The 17,602-nt window shown below is 61.6% G+C and carries 14 protein-coding genes and 1 riboswitch; of the genes, 8 read left to right on the top strand and 6 right to left on the bottom strand.

The window, feature by feature from the left end:
* Positions 1 to 1,854: a BCCT family transporter gene (locus R4P64_RS12735; protein ID WP_317821065.1), complete on the bottom strand. Its 1,854-nt coding sequence runs from the start codon at positions 1,852 to 1,854 to the stop codon at positions 1 to 3.
* A 542-nt stretch (positions 1,855 to 2,396) separates the two neighbouring features.
* Positions 2,397 to 2,511, top strand: a riboswitch (SAM riboswitch).
* A 54-nt stretch (positions 2,512 to 2,565) separates the two neighbouring features.
* Here R4P64_RS12735 and R4P64_RS12730 point away from each other — a divergent pair.
* On the top strand, positions 2,566 to 3,888 hold the full coding sequence (locus R4P64_RS12730) for an aminotransferase class V-fold PLP-dependent enzyme (protein WP_317542856.1): 1,323 nt from the start codon (positions 2,566 to 2,568) through the stop codon (positions 3,886 to 3,888).
* 130 nt (positions 3,889 to 4,018) lie between these two features.
* Positions 4,019 to 4,633 carry an LLM class flavin-dependent oxidoreductase gene (locus R4P64_RS12725; RefSeq protein WP_033236283.1) on the top strand — a complete coding sequence of 205 codons (615 nt, stop codon included), beginning with the start codon at positions 4,019 to 4,021 and terminating at the stop codon, positions 4,631 to 4,633.
* Here the strand turns inward: R4P64_RS12725 and R4P64_RS12720 are convergent.
* Positions 4,612 to 5,484 carry a PaaX family transcriptional regulator C-terminal domain-containing protein gene (locus tag R4P64_RS12720; RefSeq protein ID WP_317821062.1) on the bottom strand — a complete coding sequence of 291 codons (873 nt, stop codon included), beginning with the start codon at positions 5,482 to 5,484 and terminating at the stop codon, positions 4,612 to 4,614. The genes R4P64_RS12725 and R4P64_RS12720 overlap by 22 nt on opposite strands.
* Positions 5,485 to 5,633: 149 nt before the next feature.
* On the opposite strand from R4P64_RS12720, the gene R4P64_RS12715 reads away from it, so the two are divergent.
* Positions 5,634 to 6,632, top strand: coding sequence for an alpha/beta hydrolase family protein (locus tag R4P64_RS12715; protein WP_411742667.1), 999 nt, complete (start codon positions 5,634 to 5,636; stop codon positions 6,630 to 6,632).
* A gap of 63 nt (positions 6,633 to 6,695) precedes the next feature.
* On the opposite strand, the gene R4P64_RS12710 is transcribed toward R4P64_RS12715, so the two are convergent.
* Positions 6,696 to 7,115 carry a hypothetical protein gene (locus tag R4P64_RS12710; RefSeq protein WP_317821060.1) on the bottom strand — a complete coding sequence of 140 codons (420 nt, stop codon included), beginning with the start codon at positions 7,113 to 7,115 and terminating at the stop codon, positions 6,696 to 6,698.
* Between the two features lie 219 nt (positions 7,116 to 7,334).
* Positions 7,335 to 7,553 (bottom strand): hypothetical protein, encoded by a 219-nt coding sequence (locus tag R4P64_RS12705; protein WP_033236287.1) that lies wholly within the window; start codon positions 7,551 to 7,553, stop codon positions 7,335 to 7,337.
* 157 nt (positions 7,554 to 7,710) lie between these two features.
* Between R4P64_RS12705 and R4P64_RS12700 the strand changes: the two genes are divergently transcribed.
* A complete protein-coding gene (locus R4P64_RS12700) occupies positions 7,711 to 8,430 on the top strand; it encodes a class I SAM-dependent methyltransferase (RefSeq protein ID WP_317821057.1) in 720 nt (239 codons plus the stop codon).
* Here R4P64_RS12700 and speB read toward each other — a convergent pair.
* On the bottom strand, positions 8,394 to 9,350 hold the full coding sequence (speB, locus tag R4P64_RS12695) for an agmatinase (protein WP_317821055.1): 957 nt from the start codon (positions 9,348 to 9,350) through the stop codon (positions 8,394 to 8,396). The genes R4P64_RS12700 and speB overlap by 37 nt on opposite strands.
* A 138-nt stretch (positions 9,351 to 9,488) precedes the next feature.
* Here speB and R4P64_RS12690 point away from each other — a divergent pair, with 138 nt between their 5' ends.
* From R4P64_RS12690 to R4P64_RS12675, 4 genes are all read left to right on the top strand, one after another.
* A complete protein-coding gene (locus tag R4P64_RS12690; protein WP_092806789.1) occupies positions 9,489 to 10,112 on the top strand; it encodes a helix-turn-helix domain-containing protein in 624 nt (207 codons plus the stop codon).
* 113 nt (positions 10,113 to 10,225) lie between these two features.
* Positions 10,226 to 11,062, top strand: a complete 837-nt coding sequence (locus R4P64_RS12685; protein ID WP_317821053.1) for a carbon-nitrogen hydrolase family protein — start codon at positions 10,226 to 10,228, stop codon at positions 11,060 to 11,062.
* Entirely contained in the window at positions 11,059 to 12,747 is a 1,689-nt protein-coding gene (locus R4P64_RS12680; protein ID WP_317821051.1) for an NAD(P)/FAD-dependent oxidoreductase, read from the top strand. The genes R4P64_RS12685 and R4P64_RS12680 overlap by 4 nt, the downstream gene beginning before the upstream one ends.
* A 130-nt stretch (positions 12,748 to 12,877) precedes the next feature.
* Positions 12,878 to 16,006 carry an NAD-glutamate dehydrogenase domain-containing protein gene (locus R4P64_RS12675; protein ID WP_317821049.1) on the top strand — a complete coding sequence of 1,043 codons (3,129 nt, stop codon included), beginning with the start codon at positions 12,878 to 12,880 and terminating at the stop codon, positions 16,004 to 16,006.
* Here R4P64_RS12675 and R4P64_RS12670 read toward each other — a convergent pair.
* Positions 15,983 to 17,500: a PucR family transcriptional regulator gene (locus R4P64_RS12670; protein ID WP_317821048.1), complete on the bottom strand. Its 1,518-nt coding sequence runs from the start codon at positions 17,498 to 17,500 to the stop codon at positions 15,983 to 15,985. The two genes, R4P64_RS12675 and R4P64_RS12670, sit on opposite strands and share 24 nt — an antisense overlap.
* Between the last annotated feature and the right edge of the window lie 102 nt (positions 17,501 to 17,602).

The raw sequence follows: 17,602 nt of genomic DNA, 5'->3' as shown, positions 1-17,602 counted from the left end.
TTATTCCGAGTTTGTGACGCTCTGCAGGTGCCCTTCAGCCGAATCGGCGAACTCCGGAGTGTCGAATACCTCGCCGCCCAGCGGATCGACGGCACGAGAATCTGCGGAGATGTCGACGACGCCGGTATCCGGGTTGATGTTGACCGCGTGCTGCGGTACTTCGTGGACTGCGACGAACATGTGGGTATCACTCGGATCAGTGGTGATTCCTGATTGCGACGGCGTCAGCCCGGCGAAGCTCGACGAGATGTTCAGATCACGCAATCGTTTGGTCGACGGTGGTGGCACGTCGACCGAGCTGTTGGTGGTCGAGATCCGCAAGTACCGCGGAGCCGCGGCAACCTCGTATCGGAACGCCTTGAGCATCGACAGACACGCCAGCACCATGATGATCGAGAACGGCACAGCCGTCGCGATAGCCACGGTTTGCAGGGCGGTCAGTGATCCACTGCCGCCGACAAGGAGCAGAACAGCTGCGGCGGCGCCGGACAGGAAGGTCCAGTAGACCCGGGTGATCTTGGATGTCTCGAGATTGCCGCCCGTCGCGAGAATGTCGATGACGATCGAACCCGAGTCGGCCGACGTCACGAAGAAGAACACGATGACAACGATCGCGAGAACACTCGAGATAGTGCCGAGCGGAAGACCGTCGAGCAGCGTGAACAGCGACGTGTTGGTGTCGACGGCGCCGGACGCGTCGAGCATGGTGCCCTCGTTGCGCTGACGCAGGATGCCGGAGTTGCCGAAGATCGTGAACCACAGCGAACCGACGAGTGTGGGCGCGAGCAGAACACCGAACACAAATTCACGGATGGTGCGTCCACGCGAAATGCGGGCGATGAACATGCCGACAAACGGCGCCCAACTCATCCACCATCCCCAGTAGAAGATCGTCCACGCGCCGGCCCAGCCGTCGTCGGCAAACGGAGAGGTGCGCAGCATCAGTTCCGGAAGGGCCTGAACGTAGCCGCCGAGGTTCTGCACCCAGGACTGCAGGAGGAACAGCGTGGGGCCGAGGATCAGCACGAACAGAGCCAGAACCGCGGCCAGGATCATGTTGATGTTGGAGAGCCACTTCAGTCCTTTGGTGACACCGGAGACCACGGAGAAAGTAGCCATACCTGTCACGATGACAATGATGGCGATGACCAACCAGTTGTCGGTCTCCACCCAGCCGAGGTAGTCGAGGCCGGCGGTAATCTGCTGAACACCGAATCCGAGCGAGGTCGCGACTCCGAACAGGGTGCCGACGATCGCAACGACGTCGATGGCGTGCCCGATCTTGCCCTCGATGCGGGCGCGTCCGAGTAGGGGTTCGAGGAGCCAGCGGATCGACAGCGGGCGACCCTTGCGGTAGGTCATGTACGCCAGTCCGAGGCCGACGACAACGTAGATTGCCCACGCGTGCAGGCCCCAGTGGAACATCGTCAGTTCCATGGCCTGATTTGCGGCCGCGTCGGTCGATCCTGCTACCCGGCCCGCGACCGGCGGGTCCACGTAGTGCGAAAGTGGTTCTGCCACTCCGTAAAACACCAGACCGATGCCCATGCCTGCACTGAAGAGCATGGCAAACCAGGACATCATGCCGAACTCGGGTTGTTCGTCGTCGCGGCCGAGTCTGATGTTGCCGATCCGGCTGATCGCGCAGTAGAGCGCAAAGACCACAAATCCGGTGGCAGACAGGATGTACCACCAGCCGACACCATCGGTGATGGCGTTGTTGAGGCTCTGGAAGGCGTCGGACGCAGTCCCGGAGTAGATCACAGCAAAGGCGATCAACCCGAAGATCACTATCGATGCCGGGACGAATACGGGTTTCCGTAGTCCCCTCCACGCGTTTTTGACCGCAGTCATCTCGCTCCTTCACACAGTTCAGCGTTCTTGTCGCACTCCGGCGACATCGTCGACGCGCTCAGCCCTCGTACGGCGGCCACAGGTCACGTAGGTGGGCATGCGCTCGCACCATCGCAGTAAAGACCGGGCTATTGCTTTGCAATTCAACGTAGCTGCGCAGTTCTGTCGACTCAAATGAATGAAAGATGGTGCAGTGTTGACGAATCTGCCGGTCTTGTTCGACTATCGATCTGTATTTTGTTGCTGTTTAAGGATTCTCGTAATCGTTTGCTCGAAATCTGTTCGAATCTCTCTGGAATACAAGGAATGAAGGGTCAATGCGAGATTCGGAACGAATCGTATTTGTCAAACTCGGTGAATGATTCTGTAGGTCAAGCGCTTATGGCCCGTGAATGGTCCTCGAAAGGTTGCGGTGCCACGGAGGCCGAAACGTTACCGTGATGGTGGTCACCACGAAGAGATGTCGGGCGATTTGTCGGAGTCGAGAGCGTGTTCTGCGTTGGGGTTGACAAGCCGGTTGACTCCTGCCATTCTCGTTTGCAGGTCACGAGTACCAGTGTTCAGCCCCGGCTTGCTGGTCGGCAACCCTCCTCCGCGGTGGGGTGCTCCGGGTGACGACCCGGCTGTATCCGAAAACGGATTCGGCAAGCGCGGACTCTTCCGGGGACATCACCCGAACGAATGAGTCCTTGAACGTGAGGATTGTCTTCGATGACTGCTGTTCTGAGTGCCGATACCTGCACCGCTCCCATTGCCAAGGTTTCTGGTGCCGACCTACAGGTTCCCCTCGTCCAGGGTGGCGAGTGTTCCTACGCGAACTTCGACTACGCAGCGAGCGCGCCGGCATTGGCCCAGGTCACCGACCGCATTGCAGAACTTCTTCCCACGTACGCCAGCGTCCACCGTGGTGCCGGATACGCCTCCCGCATCTCCACGCTGACCTACGAGAACGCTCGCGAATCGGTTGCTCGCTTCGTGAACTGCGCTGACGATCAGGTTGTCGTCTTCACCCGCAACACCACGGACTCGCTCAATCTTCTCGCTCAGTCCGTGCCCGGCAGCACCGTCGTTCTCGACGTCGAGCATCACGCAAACCTGTTGCCCTGGAACGACGCTCGCATCGTCACGGCCGCCGATACCGTCGAAGAGACCATCGAGCGCCTGATCGCGGAACTGTGCACAAAGCCCGCCGCGCTCCTCGCCATCACGGGAGCGTCCAACGTGACCGGCGAGATCCTGCCGATCGCACGCCTCGCGGACATTGCACATCGTTGTGGTGCACGCATCCTCGTCGACGCCGCTCAGTTGGCTCCCCATCGGCGTATCGATCTGCAGGAATGCGGAGTCGACTACCTCGCGTTCTCGGGTCACAAGCTGTACGCACCGTTCGGTGCCGGCGTCCTCGTCGGTCGCCGCGACTGGCTCGACGAGGCCAAGCCGTACCTTGCCGGTGGCGGCGCTGTCCGTGAGGTGACGCTGGAATCCACCGAGTGGGCCTGTGCTCCCGCCCGTCACGAGGCCGGTTCGCCCAACGTCCTCGGTGCTGCTGCAATCGCCGCAGCCTGCGACGCACTGACCGCGCTCGACTTCGACGCCATCTCGGAGCACGAGAAGGCGCTCACCGCTCAGCTGACCGACGGACTGGCCGCCATCGCCGGCGTCAACTTGCTCCGGTTGTGGGCCGATGCTCCCGACGCCGTCGGAATCGTCACCTTCACGGTCGACGGCTACGAGGCCGGCGAGGTTGCCGCATTCCTCTCCGCAGAACACGGCATCGGCGTCCGCGACGGACGCTTCTGCGCGCACCCGCTGCTCTCACGTCTCGGCCTGTCCGGCGGTGCCGTGCGCGCCAGCCTCGGATTGGGCAGCAGTTCCGACGACGTCACCCGCCTGATCAACGCCGTGAGCATCCTGGTTTCGAATCAGCGTGATTGGAACTACGAAAAGTCCGCCGGTGCATGGAATCCCGTGCCCGAGACCCGCACTTTCCTTGGTGGCACCGCCGGCGACGCCGGCGCAGCCGAATGCGTTTGAGCCCACATCCGGATGCACTGATCGAAATAGGCAACTAACATGGCAGACATGACAACTGCGACGTTTGGAATGTGTACGAGCTGACGATCGTCTCGCGCTCACTCCTCCCTCCATACTTTCGGAGAAACACATGTCTTCTATCGCATCTCATTCCCTGCACGTAGCTGTTGAACTCACCGGATTCGGCCACCACCCCGCCGCCGAAGGAGCTCCCGGAAACCTTCCGCTCATCGGCGCGGATTACTGGGTAGATCTCACCGAAGGTGACACCCTTCTCGATCTGACGGCCTTCCCTGTCAATGTCATTCGTATCCGGGCCAGCGACCTGCGCGACGCGCAGGCTCAGCGCGCCCAGATTCGTGCAGCGATCGCCGAGGACGGCCGCGATCCCGACTCTGTTGCAGTGTTGGTCGATCTCGAAGTTCTGATCGCTCCGGAAGCGCGGGCCGCGCGTAAAGAGTTGGCGCAGTTGGACAGTGCGCTGAACGTCCCGCGAGTCCCGGCGTCGCTGCATTACGTCGGTACGCCGTCCGGGCTCGGCAGTTTGATTGCCGATATTCGGGCTGCCGACGTCGCAGACGGTGTGACTTTGCTCCCGTTGTCGTTGCCTCGAACTCTCGAACATCTTGTCGGCGAAACCATTCCGTGGCTGCAGTCGCGGGGATTGGTGACTCCGGCCACCGCTGTCGACGAAGTTCTCGGTCGCTTCGGATTGCCCCAGCGTCAGCGCACTCTCGCGTCCTGATCACCGATTGCATCTGCGTACAGGTGGAACAGCGAGGGTAGTTGGTCGGCGCCGTCCACCTGTGCCAGAAGTGTCCAGCACTGCGCAGTGATCGACCGCGCTCTCTTGCCGATCCAGTTGGTGGGCAGTAGTTCCGGTGGCAGGAGCGGATCGGGTTCCATTGCTCGCGTGAATTCCGCGGCGAGTTCGATTGTCATCGTGACGGCGTCGGTGGCAGTGAAGGCTGAGGTGTTCCGCAGTTTTTGCAGGCGCGCGGTCGCCACGTTCAGTAGCTGATCGTATCCGGCCGCAATCTGATCCAGCGGCCACAATTGTGCGGCAATCTTCGAGGGGTCTTCGAGGGGGCCCACTTTCAGATCGCGAGTGGTGAGCGAAGACAGATACTGTTCGACGTCGAGTTGGGCGGCTGCATCGAGAACATAGGGTTCCCACGCGTGCGGCGAGACGTACAAGCCGCCCTGCACCAGGGCTCCACCGAGATAGGTCACCCTGGTGCGCAGTGCATCTCGCGCTTTCCGCGACGACTCCGGAATTGCGAATCCCACCACATGCCAGCGCCCATCCCACGGCGTCGTGGTGCCTCGATCTTGTTGATAGGCGAGCCGAACGAACTCGACGTCGGGTTCCATCTCCCGCACGGCTTTCGTGGTTGCCCGCAGCGTGGCCTGGCGCCCACGCCCCTCCTGTGTGAACTTTCCCTCGGCGACCAACCGCTTGATGCACAGTCGAATCTGCTGGTCCGTCATGTCGAGGGCGCCTGCGGTGGCATACAGAGTGTGCCCGTCGACAGTTCCGTCCGTACGCAGAAGTCCCTCGATCAGAATCCGCGTGGGTACATCGACAGCTGTCATCGCTCAGCCCTTTCTTTCCTTCTCGACATCTTCGCCCCTCACTGTACTATCGAAATAGCAACGGTCGTTCGAGATTCGTACGTTAGGGCGGGGAGATGGCGGTGCAATCGGTGAGCGAGAGGACGAACAGCCCACGTTTACGCAGGTGGGTGATCACTTCTCTGGGGGTGGTCGTTGTACTGATCATGGGTCTGGTCGGCTGGACCGTGTACCAAAACACCTACGACATCCGTGAGGACAAAGTGACGATCACCGGGGGATTGGTGCCCCTTCAGGGAGTCCTGGCACTTCCCGATCGCGGTGACGGTCCCTTCGGGCTCGTGGTTTTTGTCCACGGAGACGGACCGATAGATGCAACACACGAGACCTTCTACCGGCCGCTCTGGGAGTCGTTCGCGCAGGCAGGCTACGCGTCACTTTCGTGGGACAAACCGGGGGTCAACGGGGCGCAGGGCAATTGGCTGGATCAGAGCATGGATGATCGAGCCGCGGAGACACAAGCGGCGATCGAGTGGGCGCGGGGACGCTCGGATATCGATCCGGCTCGCATCGGCCTGTGGGGTGCGAGTCAGGCAGGCTGGGTGATGCCCAAGGTGGTGAACCTCGATTCGGACATCGCGTTCGTCATTGCTGTGGGTCCCGCGATCAACTGGCTAGAGCAAGGTGAATTCAATACTCGTGCAGAGCTTTCCGAACGGAATGCGTCGGCCGACGAGTTCGGGAAGGCCCGGGCCGACCGAGCGAAGAACTTGGACCTGTTGGCCAGAGGTGCGTCGTTCGACGATCTCGTGGTGTCCGGTGAGGCTGACGGTCTCACCGAAGAACGGTGGAACTTCATCCGGAAAAACTATCGGTCTGATGCCCGAGCCGATCTCGAAACCGTGGATGTTCCGGTGCTCTTGATTCTCGGCGGACATGACGTGAATGTCGACGTGGCAGATACGGAATCGGTATATCGCGAATTGCTCGACTCACCAGGGCAATTGGTGGTCAAGAAGTACCCTGAAGCGACTCATTCGCTGGTGGAAAAGAACCTCGAAGACTCCGAACTGATGTCGACCCTGGTGGCCGTCCTTGCTCCTCGTTCGCTCTTCGCGCCCGGGTATCTGGCGGACCAAGCCGCATTCTTGGCGGGAATTCGGGGCTGAGTGAAGTGACGGACTGTGATGCCGTGCTCGTCGATCCGGACGGTTCCGTCCTCGTGCATGCGCTCAGATGACCATGTGGCAATAGATGCGGTCGCCACGGTGCACTGCCCCGGTTGCCAGTTCGGCAAGCTCAGTGAGAAACGGCACGGAATCCTCGGAAGGTTCGATCGTCTCGTCGATTGCCCAAGCGCGAGCCGCTGCCATCACACCTTCGGCATCCAAACCGGCTAGCGCGTCCCGTAGTTCGTCGGCGACGGTCAGGACGTAGGCGTCGCCGTCGTCGTTGACGGCAACCAGCGATCCTCGCCTGGGTCCGGCTGTGATCTCGTCATATGCCTTGCCGGTGAGCACCGACTCGAGGCGACTGAGGGAGACGATCGGGTCGACACGCTTGGCTTGCACAGGGTCGATCGGCCCGTCGTCCAATGCGGTGGCTGCGGCGGCATCCGAGGGGGCTGCGAAGTAATCGGTGATGGCAGACATACGCCGCATATTCTCACATCTGCCTGACCGCCGGTGGGCCTGGAATTAGGAAACCGTCGGCACCTGATGGTGTCGACGGCTTCGCAAGTGTCAGTGCCCGCCTTGCGCCTCTCGGCAAGTGGCCGCTCGAAGCGGCATTTCTGGGGTGGTACCCGGGGCAAAGAACCGAACACCGACAGCCAGTACAACGACCGGGTCCTGGAAGTTATTCCGCAGCCGTCACCTGCGGGTATTGATCATCCGAAGCGCAAAACGGAACAAGACCGCAGCGCCAAGGCCGACAGCGAGGCCCGCAAGAACGTCGGTGAGAAGGACTCCGATACCAACACCGAGGACCGTCGCGGCCGCGACGGCAAGGGCGACATCAGCGCGAGGAGCGGCTATCGCGAGGTCCTTTCCCGAGAATCGAACGAGTGCCGGTCCAGCGGAGCATGCCATAAATCCGTTCTCTGTGGGTGTGACGCGGCGGGCGAGCCAGGCTCCGTCTTCTCTGAGACAGACGCGAAGCGGGACGCAGTCAGAGTCGCGTCGGCGTCATTTGCTGTTTCGGCAAGGAACGTTGCACCAACCGTGGAGATTGCTCATCCTGGAATGCATGAGCCACGAACACCATGACCCCGAACACCATGACCCCGAACACCATGACCACGCACACCAGAACCACGACAACCACGCTGACGCGACCGAGAACCCGTATGCCAAGGCGGATGCCCAATTCTGGAACTCGCTGTATGAGGAACGCCCAGCACGGTGGAGCGGAAACCCCAACCCGCAGTTGATCGCCGAGGCTTCCGACCTCGCGCCGGGTACCGCACTCGACGTCGGCTGCGGCGAGGGCGCCGACGCTCTGTGGTTGGCACGCCGCGGGTGGAAGGTCACGGGCACGGATATTTCGTCGGTGGCGCTCAGTCGCGCTAAGGCCCACGTCGAGGGCTCTGGCGTTGATATCGAGTGGCTGGAAGCAGACCTGACCAAGTGGGATCCGCAGGGCCGTTCGTTTGATCTGGTGTCCGCGCAGTTCTTCCACATGCTCGAACCCGCACGCGGGGAACTGTTCCGAGCTCTCGGTGAACTGGTTGCACCGGGTGGCCATTTGCTGATCGTCGGCCATTCGCCCCACGAGTCGCCGACGGAGCACCATCGGGCAATGCTGCACACGCCGGACTACGTGGAATCACTGTTCACGGATGGGTGGAAGGTGTTGGTCTCGGAGTCGCGGGAGCGCGATCTTCCCGCGAACCCCGAGATGCATCACACCACGGATACCGTTGTGCTGCTTCAGCGATTGAGTGCGAGTACCGACAGCAGCTCGTAAGCGACGTGAGCCGCTGCGATACCGGTGATCTCGGCGTGGTCGTATGCCGGCGCGACCTCGACGATGTCGGCGCCGACCACGTTGAGGCCCACCAAACCTCGCAGTGTGTTCAGCAATTCGCGCGACGTCATGCCGCCCGCTTCGGGTGTTCCGGTACCCGGAGCGTGGGCGGGATCGAGTACGTCGATGTCGACGGAGACGTACACCGGGCCACCGTCGAGGCGCTTACGCATGCGCTCGACGATGCTGGCGACGCCGTCGACCTCGTAATCGTCGCTGCGAATCACCTGGAAGCCGAGCACTCGGTCGTCCTCGAGGTCCTTCTCGCTGTAGAGCGGTCCGCGGATGCCGATGTGCTGTGAGCGCTCCATGTCGATGAGGCACTCTTCGCTGGCGCGGCGGAAAGGTGTTCCGTGCGTGAAGGGTTGGCCGAAATAGGTGTCCCACGTATCGAGGTGGGCATCGAAGTGCAGCACGGCGATGGGTCCGTGATCGCGTGCGAGTGATCGCAGGATCGGCAGCGCGATGGTGTGGTCGCCACCGAGCGTGAGCACCGAGGAGCCGTCGGCGCGCAGGTCGGTGACCGCGGATTGAATCGTCGTCAACGCTTCCTGGATGTCGAAGGGGTTGACGCCGATGTCGCCGAAGTCGGCAACCTGCTGGTTGGCGAAGGGGGAGACCTTCAAAGCCGGGTTGTACGGACGCAGCAACTTCGACGCAGCGCGGATGTGACCAGGGCCGAAGCGCGCGCCGGGACGGTAGCTGACCCCTGAGTCGAAGGGGATTCCCAGGATGGTCACGTCGGCGCGCGACACCTCGTCTAGACGCGGCAGGCGCGCAAAGGTGGTCGGTTCGGCGTATCGGGGGACTCGAGTCGCGTCGACTGGTCCGATGAACGATCCGGAGTCGTTGGTGGCCATGTGTGGGGTCCCTGCTTGTGAACGGCACATCGGTGATGTAGCTCTCTGTGCAAGTATGGTTTCTTCAAGAAGCCTATTTGTCAACTCTTGTTTCCTATAAGGGACATATTGTGTTGAAGGAGTTACCGCGTGGTGAAGATGAAGGACAGCTCGGAGCCTGGTGGGCCGCAGATCGGGGCCAGGCTCAAGGCTGCCCGTCAGTCGAAGCGGTTGACCCTCGACGACCTGGCCGCTTCGTGCGGAGTGACCAAGGGATATCTGTCGAAACTCGAGCGCGATCACGTCAACGCGTCGGTGGCGACCCTGATCAAGGTGTGCGCTGCACTGGAGATCCCGGTCGGCTCGCTGTTCGAGAACGCGACAGCAGGTGAGGTGGTGCGCGCCGACGCTAGGCCACAGATCAGCTTTGGCGGCGAAAAGATGGCGGAATTCCTGCTCACGCCGTCGAATGAGCGTCGCATCCAGGTGCTGATGAGCGAAATCGAACCCGGTGGGGGAAGTGGGCGGGAGTACTACAGTCTGCCGGCCGATGTGAACTTCGTTCACGTCCTCGAAGGTGGTTTGCGGGTGTCGTTCGAGGGTGGGAGAACCGACCCGGAAAGTGAGTCCGTCGACGCGGAGGACGTGGTCCTCCAGGTGGGGGATTCGTTCACCTTTGCTCCGCGTCACAACCACAGTTTCTCGGCTGAGGGCACCGTGCAGGCCAAGGTTCTGTGGGTGTTGAATCCGGCTTTGCCTGAGGGTCCACGCGTTCCTGCCTGATATCCCAGGTTGATTTTTAGGAAACTCTAGTTGACAGATTGGTCGTTGCCGATCACCCTTTGTAGTCGTCCCCGTCGCATACTGACGTCACGGAACTTCTCGAGGAGCGCACGATGAAGGTCGATTCCCTCCGTGTCGGACTGTTTCAAGGCCCGCTCACGTCGAAAGATGCCATTGCGTCGGTGGAGTGCAATGTGGAGGCGATCGGGGCCGCAGCACGCGCAGTGGCGGCGTCGGGGGCATCCATCCTGGTGACGCCGGAGATGTCCGCAACGGGATACAACATCGGTGGACTGGTCGGAACGCGCGCGGAACCGGCGGACGGACCGATCTTCGATGCGATTGCGGCGGTCGCGGTCAGCACCGGAATCACCATTGTCTACGGCTATCCTGAACTCTCCGGCAGCGATGTCTACAACAGCGTGCAGGTAGTAGGGCGCAACGGCCTCTCGCTTGCCAACTACCGCAAGACGCATCTCTTCGGGGCGCTCGATCGTGAGAATTTTGTGCCAGGCGACACTTTGGTTATCGGATTCGATCTCGACGGAATCCGGTGTGGTCTGTTGATCTGTTACGACGTCGAATTCCCCGAAGCTGTTCGTGCCCATGCTGATGCCGGAACCCAGTGGTTGATCGTGCCCACCGGACTGATGGCTCCGTACGAACACATTGCACAGCAAGTTGTTCCGGCTCGTGCCTACGAGAGCCAGATGTTTGTGACCTACGTCAATCGCTGTGGTTCGGAGTCCGAACTCACCTATTGCGGGTTGTCGTGTGCGATCGATCCGACCGGTAGGGAACTGGCCCGAGCGGGTGCCGCGCAGGAACTGATTCTTACCGATATCTCCGCCGCGGTTGTCACTCGATCACGTTCGCTCAATACACATCTCGATGATCGTCGACTCGATCTGTATCCCGACTATCGCTCCCAGCGAGAGGGCCGCCGATGACCGTTCCCGTAGCTCCGGACAGTTCCTCCGAGCCGGGGCCGTTGCCTCCGCTGACGATGTTCGGCCCCGACTTTCCCTTTGCCTACGACGATTACGTGGCCGACCCGGCTGGGTTGGGATCGGTGCCCGACGTCGCGTTCGGTACCGAAATCGCGGTGATCGGCGGCGGGCTTGCCGGCATGATCGCGGCGTACGAGCTGCTCAGAATCGGACTCAAACCGGTTGTCTACGAGGCAGATCAGATTGGCGGTCGAATGCGCTCGGTCGAATTCGACGGCTACCCAGGCGTAGTCGCGGAGATGGGTGCGATGCGATTCCCGCCGTCGTCGACAACGCTCTTCCATTACCTCGACGAGATGGCGCTAGAGACCCAGGAGTTCGCCAACCCGCTGGCAGGGGTGACCCCGAGTACCGTCATCGACCTCAAGGGCGAAAGCCACTATGCGCACACACTCGAGGATTTGCCGCCGATCTTCACCGAGGTCGCACAGGCGTGGGCACGCACTCTGGAAGACTACGCCGATTTGATTCCCATGCAGCAGGCAATTCGGGACCGCGATACCGCTGAGATCAAGCGGATCTGGAACGAGTTGGTGGTGCGATACGACGACCAGACGTTCTACGGATTCCTCGCCGCGTCGAAGCACTTCAAGTCCTTTCATATGCGGGAAGTGTTCGGGCAGGTAGGATTTGGTACCGGCGGCTGGGATACGGATTATCCCAATTCGATCCTCGAGATCCTTCGTGTGGTCATCACAGCAGCCGATGACGATCACCGTGGCATCGTCGGTGGATCGCAGCAGTTGCCGTTGCGGCTGTGGGACCGAACCCCCGCGCAGATGAGGCACTGGCCGGCAGGCACAACGGTTTCTTCGCTGAATGGCGGGAAAACGCGGCCCCGTGTCACTGAACTGCGACGCACCGAACCGTGTCGGTTCACGGTTGTCGATGCCGAGGGTTTCATCCGAACATATGCGAGTGCCATTGTGACTGTGCAGAGCTGGATGCTTCTCAACAACATTCGCTGCGCCGACGATCTGTTCCCGATCGATCATTGGACTGCGATCGAGCGAACCCATTACATGGGCTCGACCAAGGTATTTGTTCTTGTCGATCGTCCGTTCTGGAAAGACAAGGATCCCGAGACCGGTCGCGATTCGGTGTCTATGACACTGACCGACCGCATGAGTCGCGGCACGTACCTCCTCGATCAAGGGGAAGGGAAACCCGGCCTGATCTGTCTGTCGTACACGTGGTCGGATGATTCGTTGAAGTTGTTGGCGCTGAACGCTACCGAGCGCATGGAGATCATGTTGCGCTCCTTGGAAGAGATCTACCCCGGCGTCGATTTCCGTAGTCACATCATCTCCAGTCCGGTCACGCTGTCCTGGGAAACCGAACGCGACTTCATGGGTGCCTTCAAGGCAAATCTGCCCGGGCATTACCGGTACCAGGAGCGGCTGTTCTCGCACTTCGTGCAAAGTGACTTGGAACCGCGTCATCGCGGAATCTTCCTCGCGGGCGATGACATCTCCTGGACGGCGGGCTGGGCCGAGGGAGCGATCCAGACGGCTATCAACGCAGTGTGGGGCGTCGTCCACCATCTGGGCGGTTCTACGCCGTCCGGGAATCCTGGTCCTGGGGACGTCTTTGCGGATCTGGCGCCGATCCGGCTGGGTGACTGACCCGAGATTTGCAACTGCCGGATTGTCGTGTCCGGGGAGGGTTTGTACTCCTATCGGGCACGAACTTTATTCGGTGATGCACGTAACACTGGAAAGTGTTCGGATCCAATACTTTCCAGGAGGGTGTTCAATGGCGAGCACATCAACGGCAACCAAGTCAGAATTCGCGGACTCAGCGGATCCAGCGTTGGGACTGGTTGCCGAGTTGGCAGCAGCAGGGCAACGACTGGTATTTCGTCAGGGCGACGAACTGACCGGCGTGGTTCTGTGGCCGTCCGGAGAGCCCTCCCTCTCCGATCTGTGCGAGAACTTCGAATCCCTCGGACTTCGAGTGTCGACGCACCGCCCGCTTCCGACAGTTCTCGGATCGGCGCATCATTTCACCTTCGAGCCGTGCGCCTTCGACGGCGGTGCACTCGAGAAGATGGCCTCGGCTTTCGAAGCTGTTGTTGCCGGTAGGACCCGGATGGACAACTTCTCCAGCCTGATCGGCCGAGCCGACATCACGTGGCGTGACGCAGAGTTGCTGCGCGCGGCGTGCCGGTTCCTCGCGCAGGCACGAATCGGGCTGTCCGAAGGCTACATCGTGGGAGTATTGCAAGCGAAGCCCCTATTCGTTCGGGCGGCACTCGGACTGTTCACTGCGCGATTCGACCCGGCAGTGCCGAAGCGCAGTGTGGCGGTTGCCGCCGCGATCACCTTGATCGACGAGTTGGTCGACAGCGCAGACACTCTCGACGAAGATCGGGTTCTTCGCGGTGTTCGCTCGTTTCTCCAGGCAACATTGCGGACCAACTGGTACCTGCGCGACGGCGCCGGCAATCCGCTGTCGTATGCGTCGTTCAAGATCGACTCCCAGGTTCTGTCGACGCCGCAGAAAACCGTTCCGTTCCGCGAGATCTACGTCAGCGCACCCAACGTCGAGGGCGTTCACCTGCGTAGCTCGTCGGTGGCCCGTGGCGGCCTGCGATGGTCCGATCGCTTCGAGGACTTCCGCACCGAGGCCTTGAGCCTCATGAAAACCCAGAGTGTCAAGAACTCGCCCATCGTTCCGACCGGAGCCAAGGGCGCTTTTGTCGTGCGCGGAACATCCACGCCCACACCGGACCATGTGCAGGAGTCGTACAGCACGTTCATTCGCGGACTGCTCGACGTGGTGGACAACATCGTCGACGGCTCGCCGGTACATCCGGCCGAAGTGATCGCCTACGACGGTGAAGACTCGTATCTTGTCGTGGCAGCGGACAAGGGAACCGCCCGGTTCTCCGACGTGGCGAACGGCATTGCGATCGAGCGTGGTTTCTGGCTGGGCGACGCCTTTGCGTCGGGTGGTTCGGCCGGCTACGACCACAAGGCCATGGGCATCACCGCCCGCGGCGCGTGGGTGGCTGTGCGACGCCATTTTGCCGAACGTGGTGTGGACGTCGACACTGATCCTTTCACCGTCGCGGGGATCGGCGACATGTCCGGCGACGTGTTCGGCAACGGAATGTTGCTCTCGCACAAGATTCGTCTGGTTGCGGCGTTCGACCACCGCCACATCTTCATCGACCCGAACCCGGACCTGGAGGCCACGTTCAGTGAACGCGCCCGCCTCTTCACCGTGCCGCGCTCGTCCTGGGACGACTTCGATCGCACCGTGATATCGAGCGGCGGCGGCGTGTGGCCGCGCAGCGCAAAGTCCATCAGTCTTCCGCGCGAGGCCCGCGACGCACTCGGAATCACCGAGGAGAAGCTCACCCCGCAGGAATTGATCCGGGCGATCCTGTGTGCGCCGGTCGACCTGTTGTGGAACGGGGGCGTTGGCACCTATGTGAAGGCGTCGGGCGAGAGCAACGTCGACGCGGCCGATCCGTCCAACGACGGTGTTCGTGTGAGTGCGGACGAATTGCGTGCCGGCGTGGTGGGGGAGGGCGGCAATCTCGGTTTCACACAGCGCGCGCGGATCGAATACTCTGCCGGCGGTGGACGAATCAACGCCGACTTCATCGACAATGCGGCCGGTGTTGCGACGTCGGACCGAGAGGTCAACATCAAGATCGCTCTTGCGGGGTTGGATTCCGGCTCACGAAATGCGCTTCTGGCGTCGGCCCAGGACGAGGTAGCCGCGTCGGTACTGAAGGCCAGCGAGGATCAAACCCTTGCCATCAGCCTGGCCGAGCATCGAGCACCGGCACTTCTCGACCAGCACGAGCGGCTGATCGAGAATCTGATTGCGGCGGGCGCCATGAAACGCGTCGAAGAATCGCTGCCGGATGCCAAGTCGCTTGCCGTGCGGGCCCGGGCAGGTCAGGGCCTTCTTCGCCCCGAACTTGCTGTGCTGGTTGCTCAGTCGAAGAATGTGCTGACTGCCGAGTTGGGTGCTTCCGAGGCCCCCGACAACAAGATCTTTGCCGACCGGCTGACGCAGTACTTCCCGCCGTCGGTGGTCGAGGCAGCGCCAGAGGCTGTGCAGGCGCACCGACTCGGACGCGACATCATCATCACTTCGGTGGTCGACGAACTGGTCAACCGCGTAGGGCCGGGTGTGCTGTTCCGGCTGGAAGAGCACTTGGGTGTGCGCAGCCCGGAAGCGTCGTTGGCGTATGCGGTGGTCAGTGAGGTGCTCGGCACCGAGGGTCTGCGCCGCGACATTCTGAACTCCGATCTTGATGCTGCCGAACAACTTCAGGCACTTGATCGACTGCAACAGTTGCTCGAGTCCGAAATGAGCTGGGTGCTGCGACGGCCAGGAGCGGCCGGACGGTTTGCGGTGAACCCGCGGGCAGACATCGATCGATGGTCGGGGCCGGTGCGCGAACTCACGGCGGGGCTGAACTCGAGCGAACGTATCGAGGTGTCCTTCGGAGCTCTGGCGTTGGCCGACCTTGCACTGCAGGAGAATACGTCGGTCCAGGCGGCTGCGACCGTCTACCGTGAGCTCGCTGCAGAGCTTGATCTGGGTGACGTGCTCGGCGGCGTCGACGTTGCCGTCGGAGCTTCACACTGGGAGGTCATGGGCAGCGCTGCCGTTCATGCTCGATTGACGACGCGATTCGCGGATCTGGTATCAGGTGCTCTCGACGACGATCGCGACGGTGTGGTGCAGCGGTGGTCGAGCGCCAATCTCGATGCTGTGCACCGATTTACGACGTTGATGTCCAGTGTTCGCCGCAGCGGTTCGCTCGACACTGCACGGCTGTGCACCGTCGACGCGGAACTCGAACTGCTGATCCGCGGCACATCGTCGTTCTTGTCAGCGGCTCTCCCAAGCGAGTAGCGACAGCAGCAGTTCAGCTCTGACCCTGGCCTCGCCGAGGTCGCATCGCAAGAGTTCTTCGACGCGGGTGATGCGACCTCGGAGAGTGTGCCGGTGAATACCGAGTTCGGAAGCGGCAGATTCCCATTGACCGTTGGCCTCGAGGTAGGCGCGGAGCGAGATCGCGAGGGCTGTTCCGTGTTTGTCGTCGTGTTCGGTCAGCACGGGAATCGTGTCGGCGGCCATGGCAACAAGGGCTTCTCTTGCCGGTTCGGACGCAAGAATCGTCGAACCCGTCAGTGCATCGAATTCGAGAATGCGCGCTGTAGCCGTTGTGAGGTTGGCTGCAGCGCGGGCTTGGACGAGTGCGCGCGCAGCGTCGAGGATTGGGTGCGGCGTGCTGATCCCGGCGCGAACAGCTTTGGATTCGCTCGGAGACAGCTGCGCCAGAAGCGCTTGTGCGGTGTCGATGGTATCGGTGCCACGAAGCAGCACCGTGAGTGCGGTGTTCTCCACCTGGGCAAAAAGAGGTCTTCCTGCGCGCGCAAGTGCGCTGTCCAGCTCGCGTAGAGCAGGTCCAAGCGCTGATCCTCGGATGTGGACGACGCGTACCAATCCGGTGGTGTCGCTTGCTTCGCCGAGATACGACGGCACGGCGTCTTCGGCGATTCGTCCGTCGAGTAGCAGTCCGAATGCCATCGAGTTCAGCTTGGATCGTTCGGCCCGCAGGCGCACTGGCTTCTCGAGTTCCAGGGTCAACAGTGAAACAGCATGTCCGAGAAGCACTCTGTCGATGTTGCTCAGTGGCCCCGAACCGGCCAGTGCAAGGTAGCCGTGCCAACTGTCGGTCACGCCGACCGGGGAGAGCGTAAGCGTCCGCTCGGGGGTGCTCTGCGAAATCGATGCCGGTGCATTGGGATCGCGAGTGGTCGCGGCCACGGCACGCACTTCGGCGATCAGCGACTTCTGATTTGCGGGATGTACGGCGGTGATGCGGTCGCCGACAAACGCAACCGAAGTTTTTGTCGCCGTGGCCAGTTCGCGCACGATCGCGGATACACCGCCGCGCAGCGCAACCCGGGTGATGCGCGTCTGCACTTCTGCCGCGCGCAGGACGGACTCGTACTCCTGCTGACTCAGCCGGGTCATCACCGCGCGGGTGACTGCCGCGAACGGGGTGGTGAACGGAACGTCGAGCAGGGGAAGTCCGCGACCGCGGGCAGCTGCGAGAAGCTCCGGCGGGACCTCTTTGTGAGAAAGTCCCGTTCCGAACCCCAGCGCTGACACTTCCGCCGACGCCAAACGGTCGACGTAGTCGGCAAAATCAGTGGCAGTAGCGCCCACGAATGCAAGCCCGGTGGTGAGCACCAGTTCCCCGCCCGAGAGCCACGGAGTGGGGTCCGTCAGCTCTGTGGCTTGTGCAAACGTGACCGGCTGAGTGGATGACGACGGGTCGGTCAGCAATGTCAGCGACAGGTGCTTCTGACGCAGTAGCCAGGAGATCGGAACGGTCACGAGTTCAAGGCTAGCGGGAGCTGCCGATATGGAGTAGGCCTGAGTATGTAGATATCCATTTCGGCACTGCTCGATGGTGCTCGCGCGTCGCATACTCGAATG

Origin of the sequence: Rhodococcus sp. IEGM 1366, from assembly GCF_033142425.1 — a bacterium.
In the GTDB taxonomy this organism is placed as follows: Bacteria; Actinomycetota; Actinomycetes; order Mycobacteriales; family Mycobacteriaceae; genus Rhodococcus_F; species Rhodococcus_F globerula.
The sequence above is the reverse complement of the archived record's forward strand: the minus strand, read 5'-3'. Positions and strand labels throughout refer to the sequence as shown.

Excerpts from the sequence above, each read along its gene's own strand:
- R4P64_RS12735 (WP_317821065.1), bottom strand. The coding sequence starts at position 1,854 with ATGACTGCGGTCAAAAACGCGTGGAGGGGACTACGGAAACCCGTATTC.
- R4P64_RS12675 (WP_317821049.1), top strand. The coding sequence starts at position 12,878 with ATGGCGAGCACATCAACGGCAACCAAGTCAGAATTCGCGGACTCAGCG.
- R4P64_RS12730 (WP_317542856.1), top strand. The coding sequence starts at position 2,566 with ATGACTGCTGTTCTGAGTGCCGATACCTGCACCGCTCCCATTGCCAAG.
- R4P64_RS12680 (WP_317821051.1), top strand. The coding sequence starts at position 11,059 with ATGACCGTTCCCGTAGCTCCGGACAGTTCCTCCGAGCCGGGGCCGTTG.
- R4P64_RS12725 (WP_033236283.1), top strand. The coding sequence starts at position 4,019 with ATGTCTTCTATCGCATCTCATTCCCTGCACGTAGCTGTTGAACTCACC.
- R4P64_RS12700 (WP_317821057.1), top strand. The coding sequence starts at position 7,711 with ATGAGCCACGAACACCATGACCCCGAACACCATGACCCCGAACACCAT.
- R4P64_RS12720 (WP_317821062.1), bottom strand. The coding sequence starts at position 5,484 with ATGACAGCTGTCGATGTACCCACGCGGATTCTGATCGAGGGACTTCTG.
- speB (WP_317821055.1), bottom strand. The coding sequence starts at position 9,350 with ATGGCCACCAACGACTCCGGATCGTTCATCGGACCAGTCGACGCGACT.
- R4P64_RS12685 (WP_317821053.1), top strand. The coding sequence starts at position 10,226 with ATGAAGGTCGATTCCCTCCGTGTCGGACTGTTTCAAGGCCCGCTCACG.
- R4P64_RS12705 (WP_033236287.1), bottom strand. The coding sequence starts at position 7,553 with ATGGCATGCTCCGCTGGACCGGCACTCGTTCGATTCTCGGGAAAGGAC.
- R4P64_RS12690 (WP_092806789.1), top strand. The coding sequence starts at position 9,489 with ATGAAGGACAGCTCGGAGCCTGGTGGGCCGCAGATCGGGGCCAGGCTC.
- R4P64_RS12710 (WP_317821060.1), bottom strand. The coding sequence starts at position 7,115 with ATGTCTGCCATCACCGATTACTTCGCAGCCCCCTCGGATGCCGCCGCA.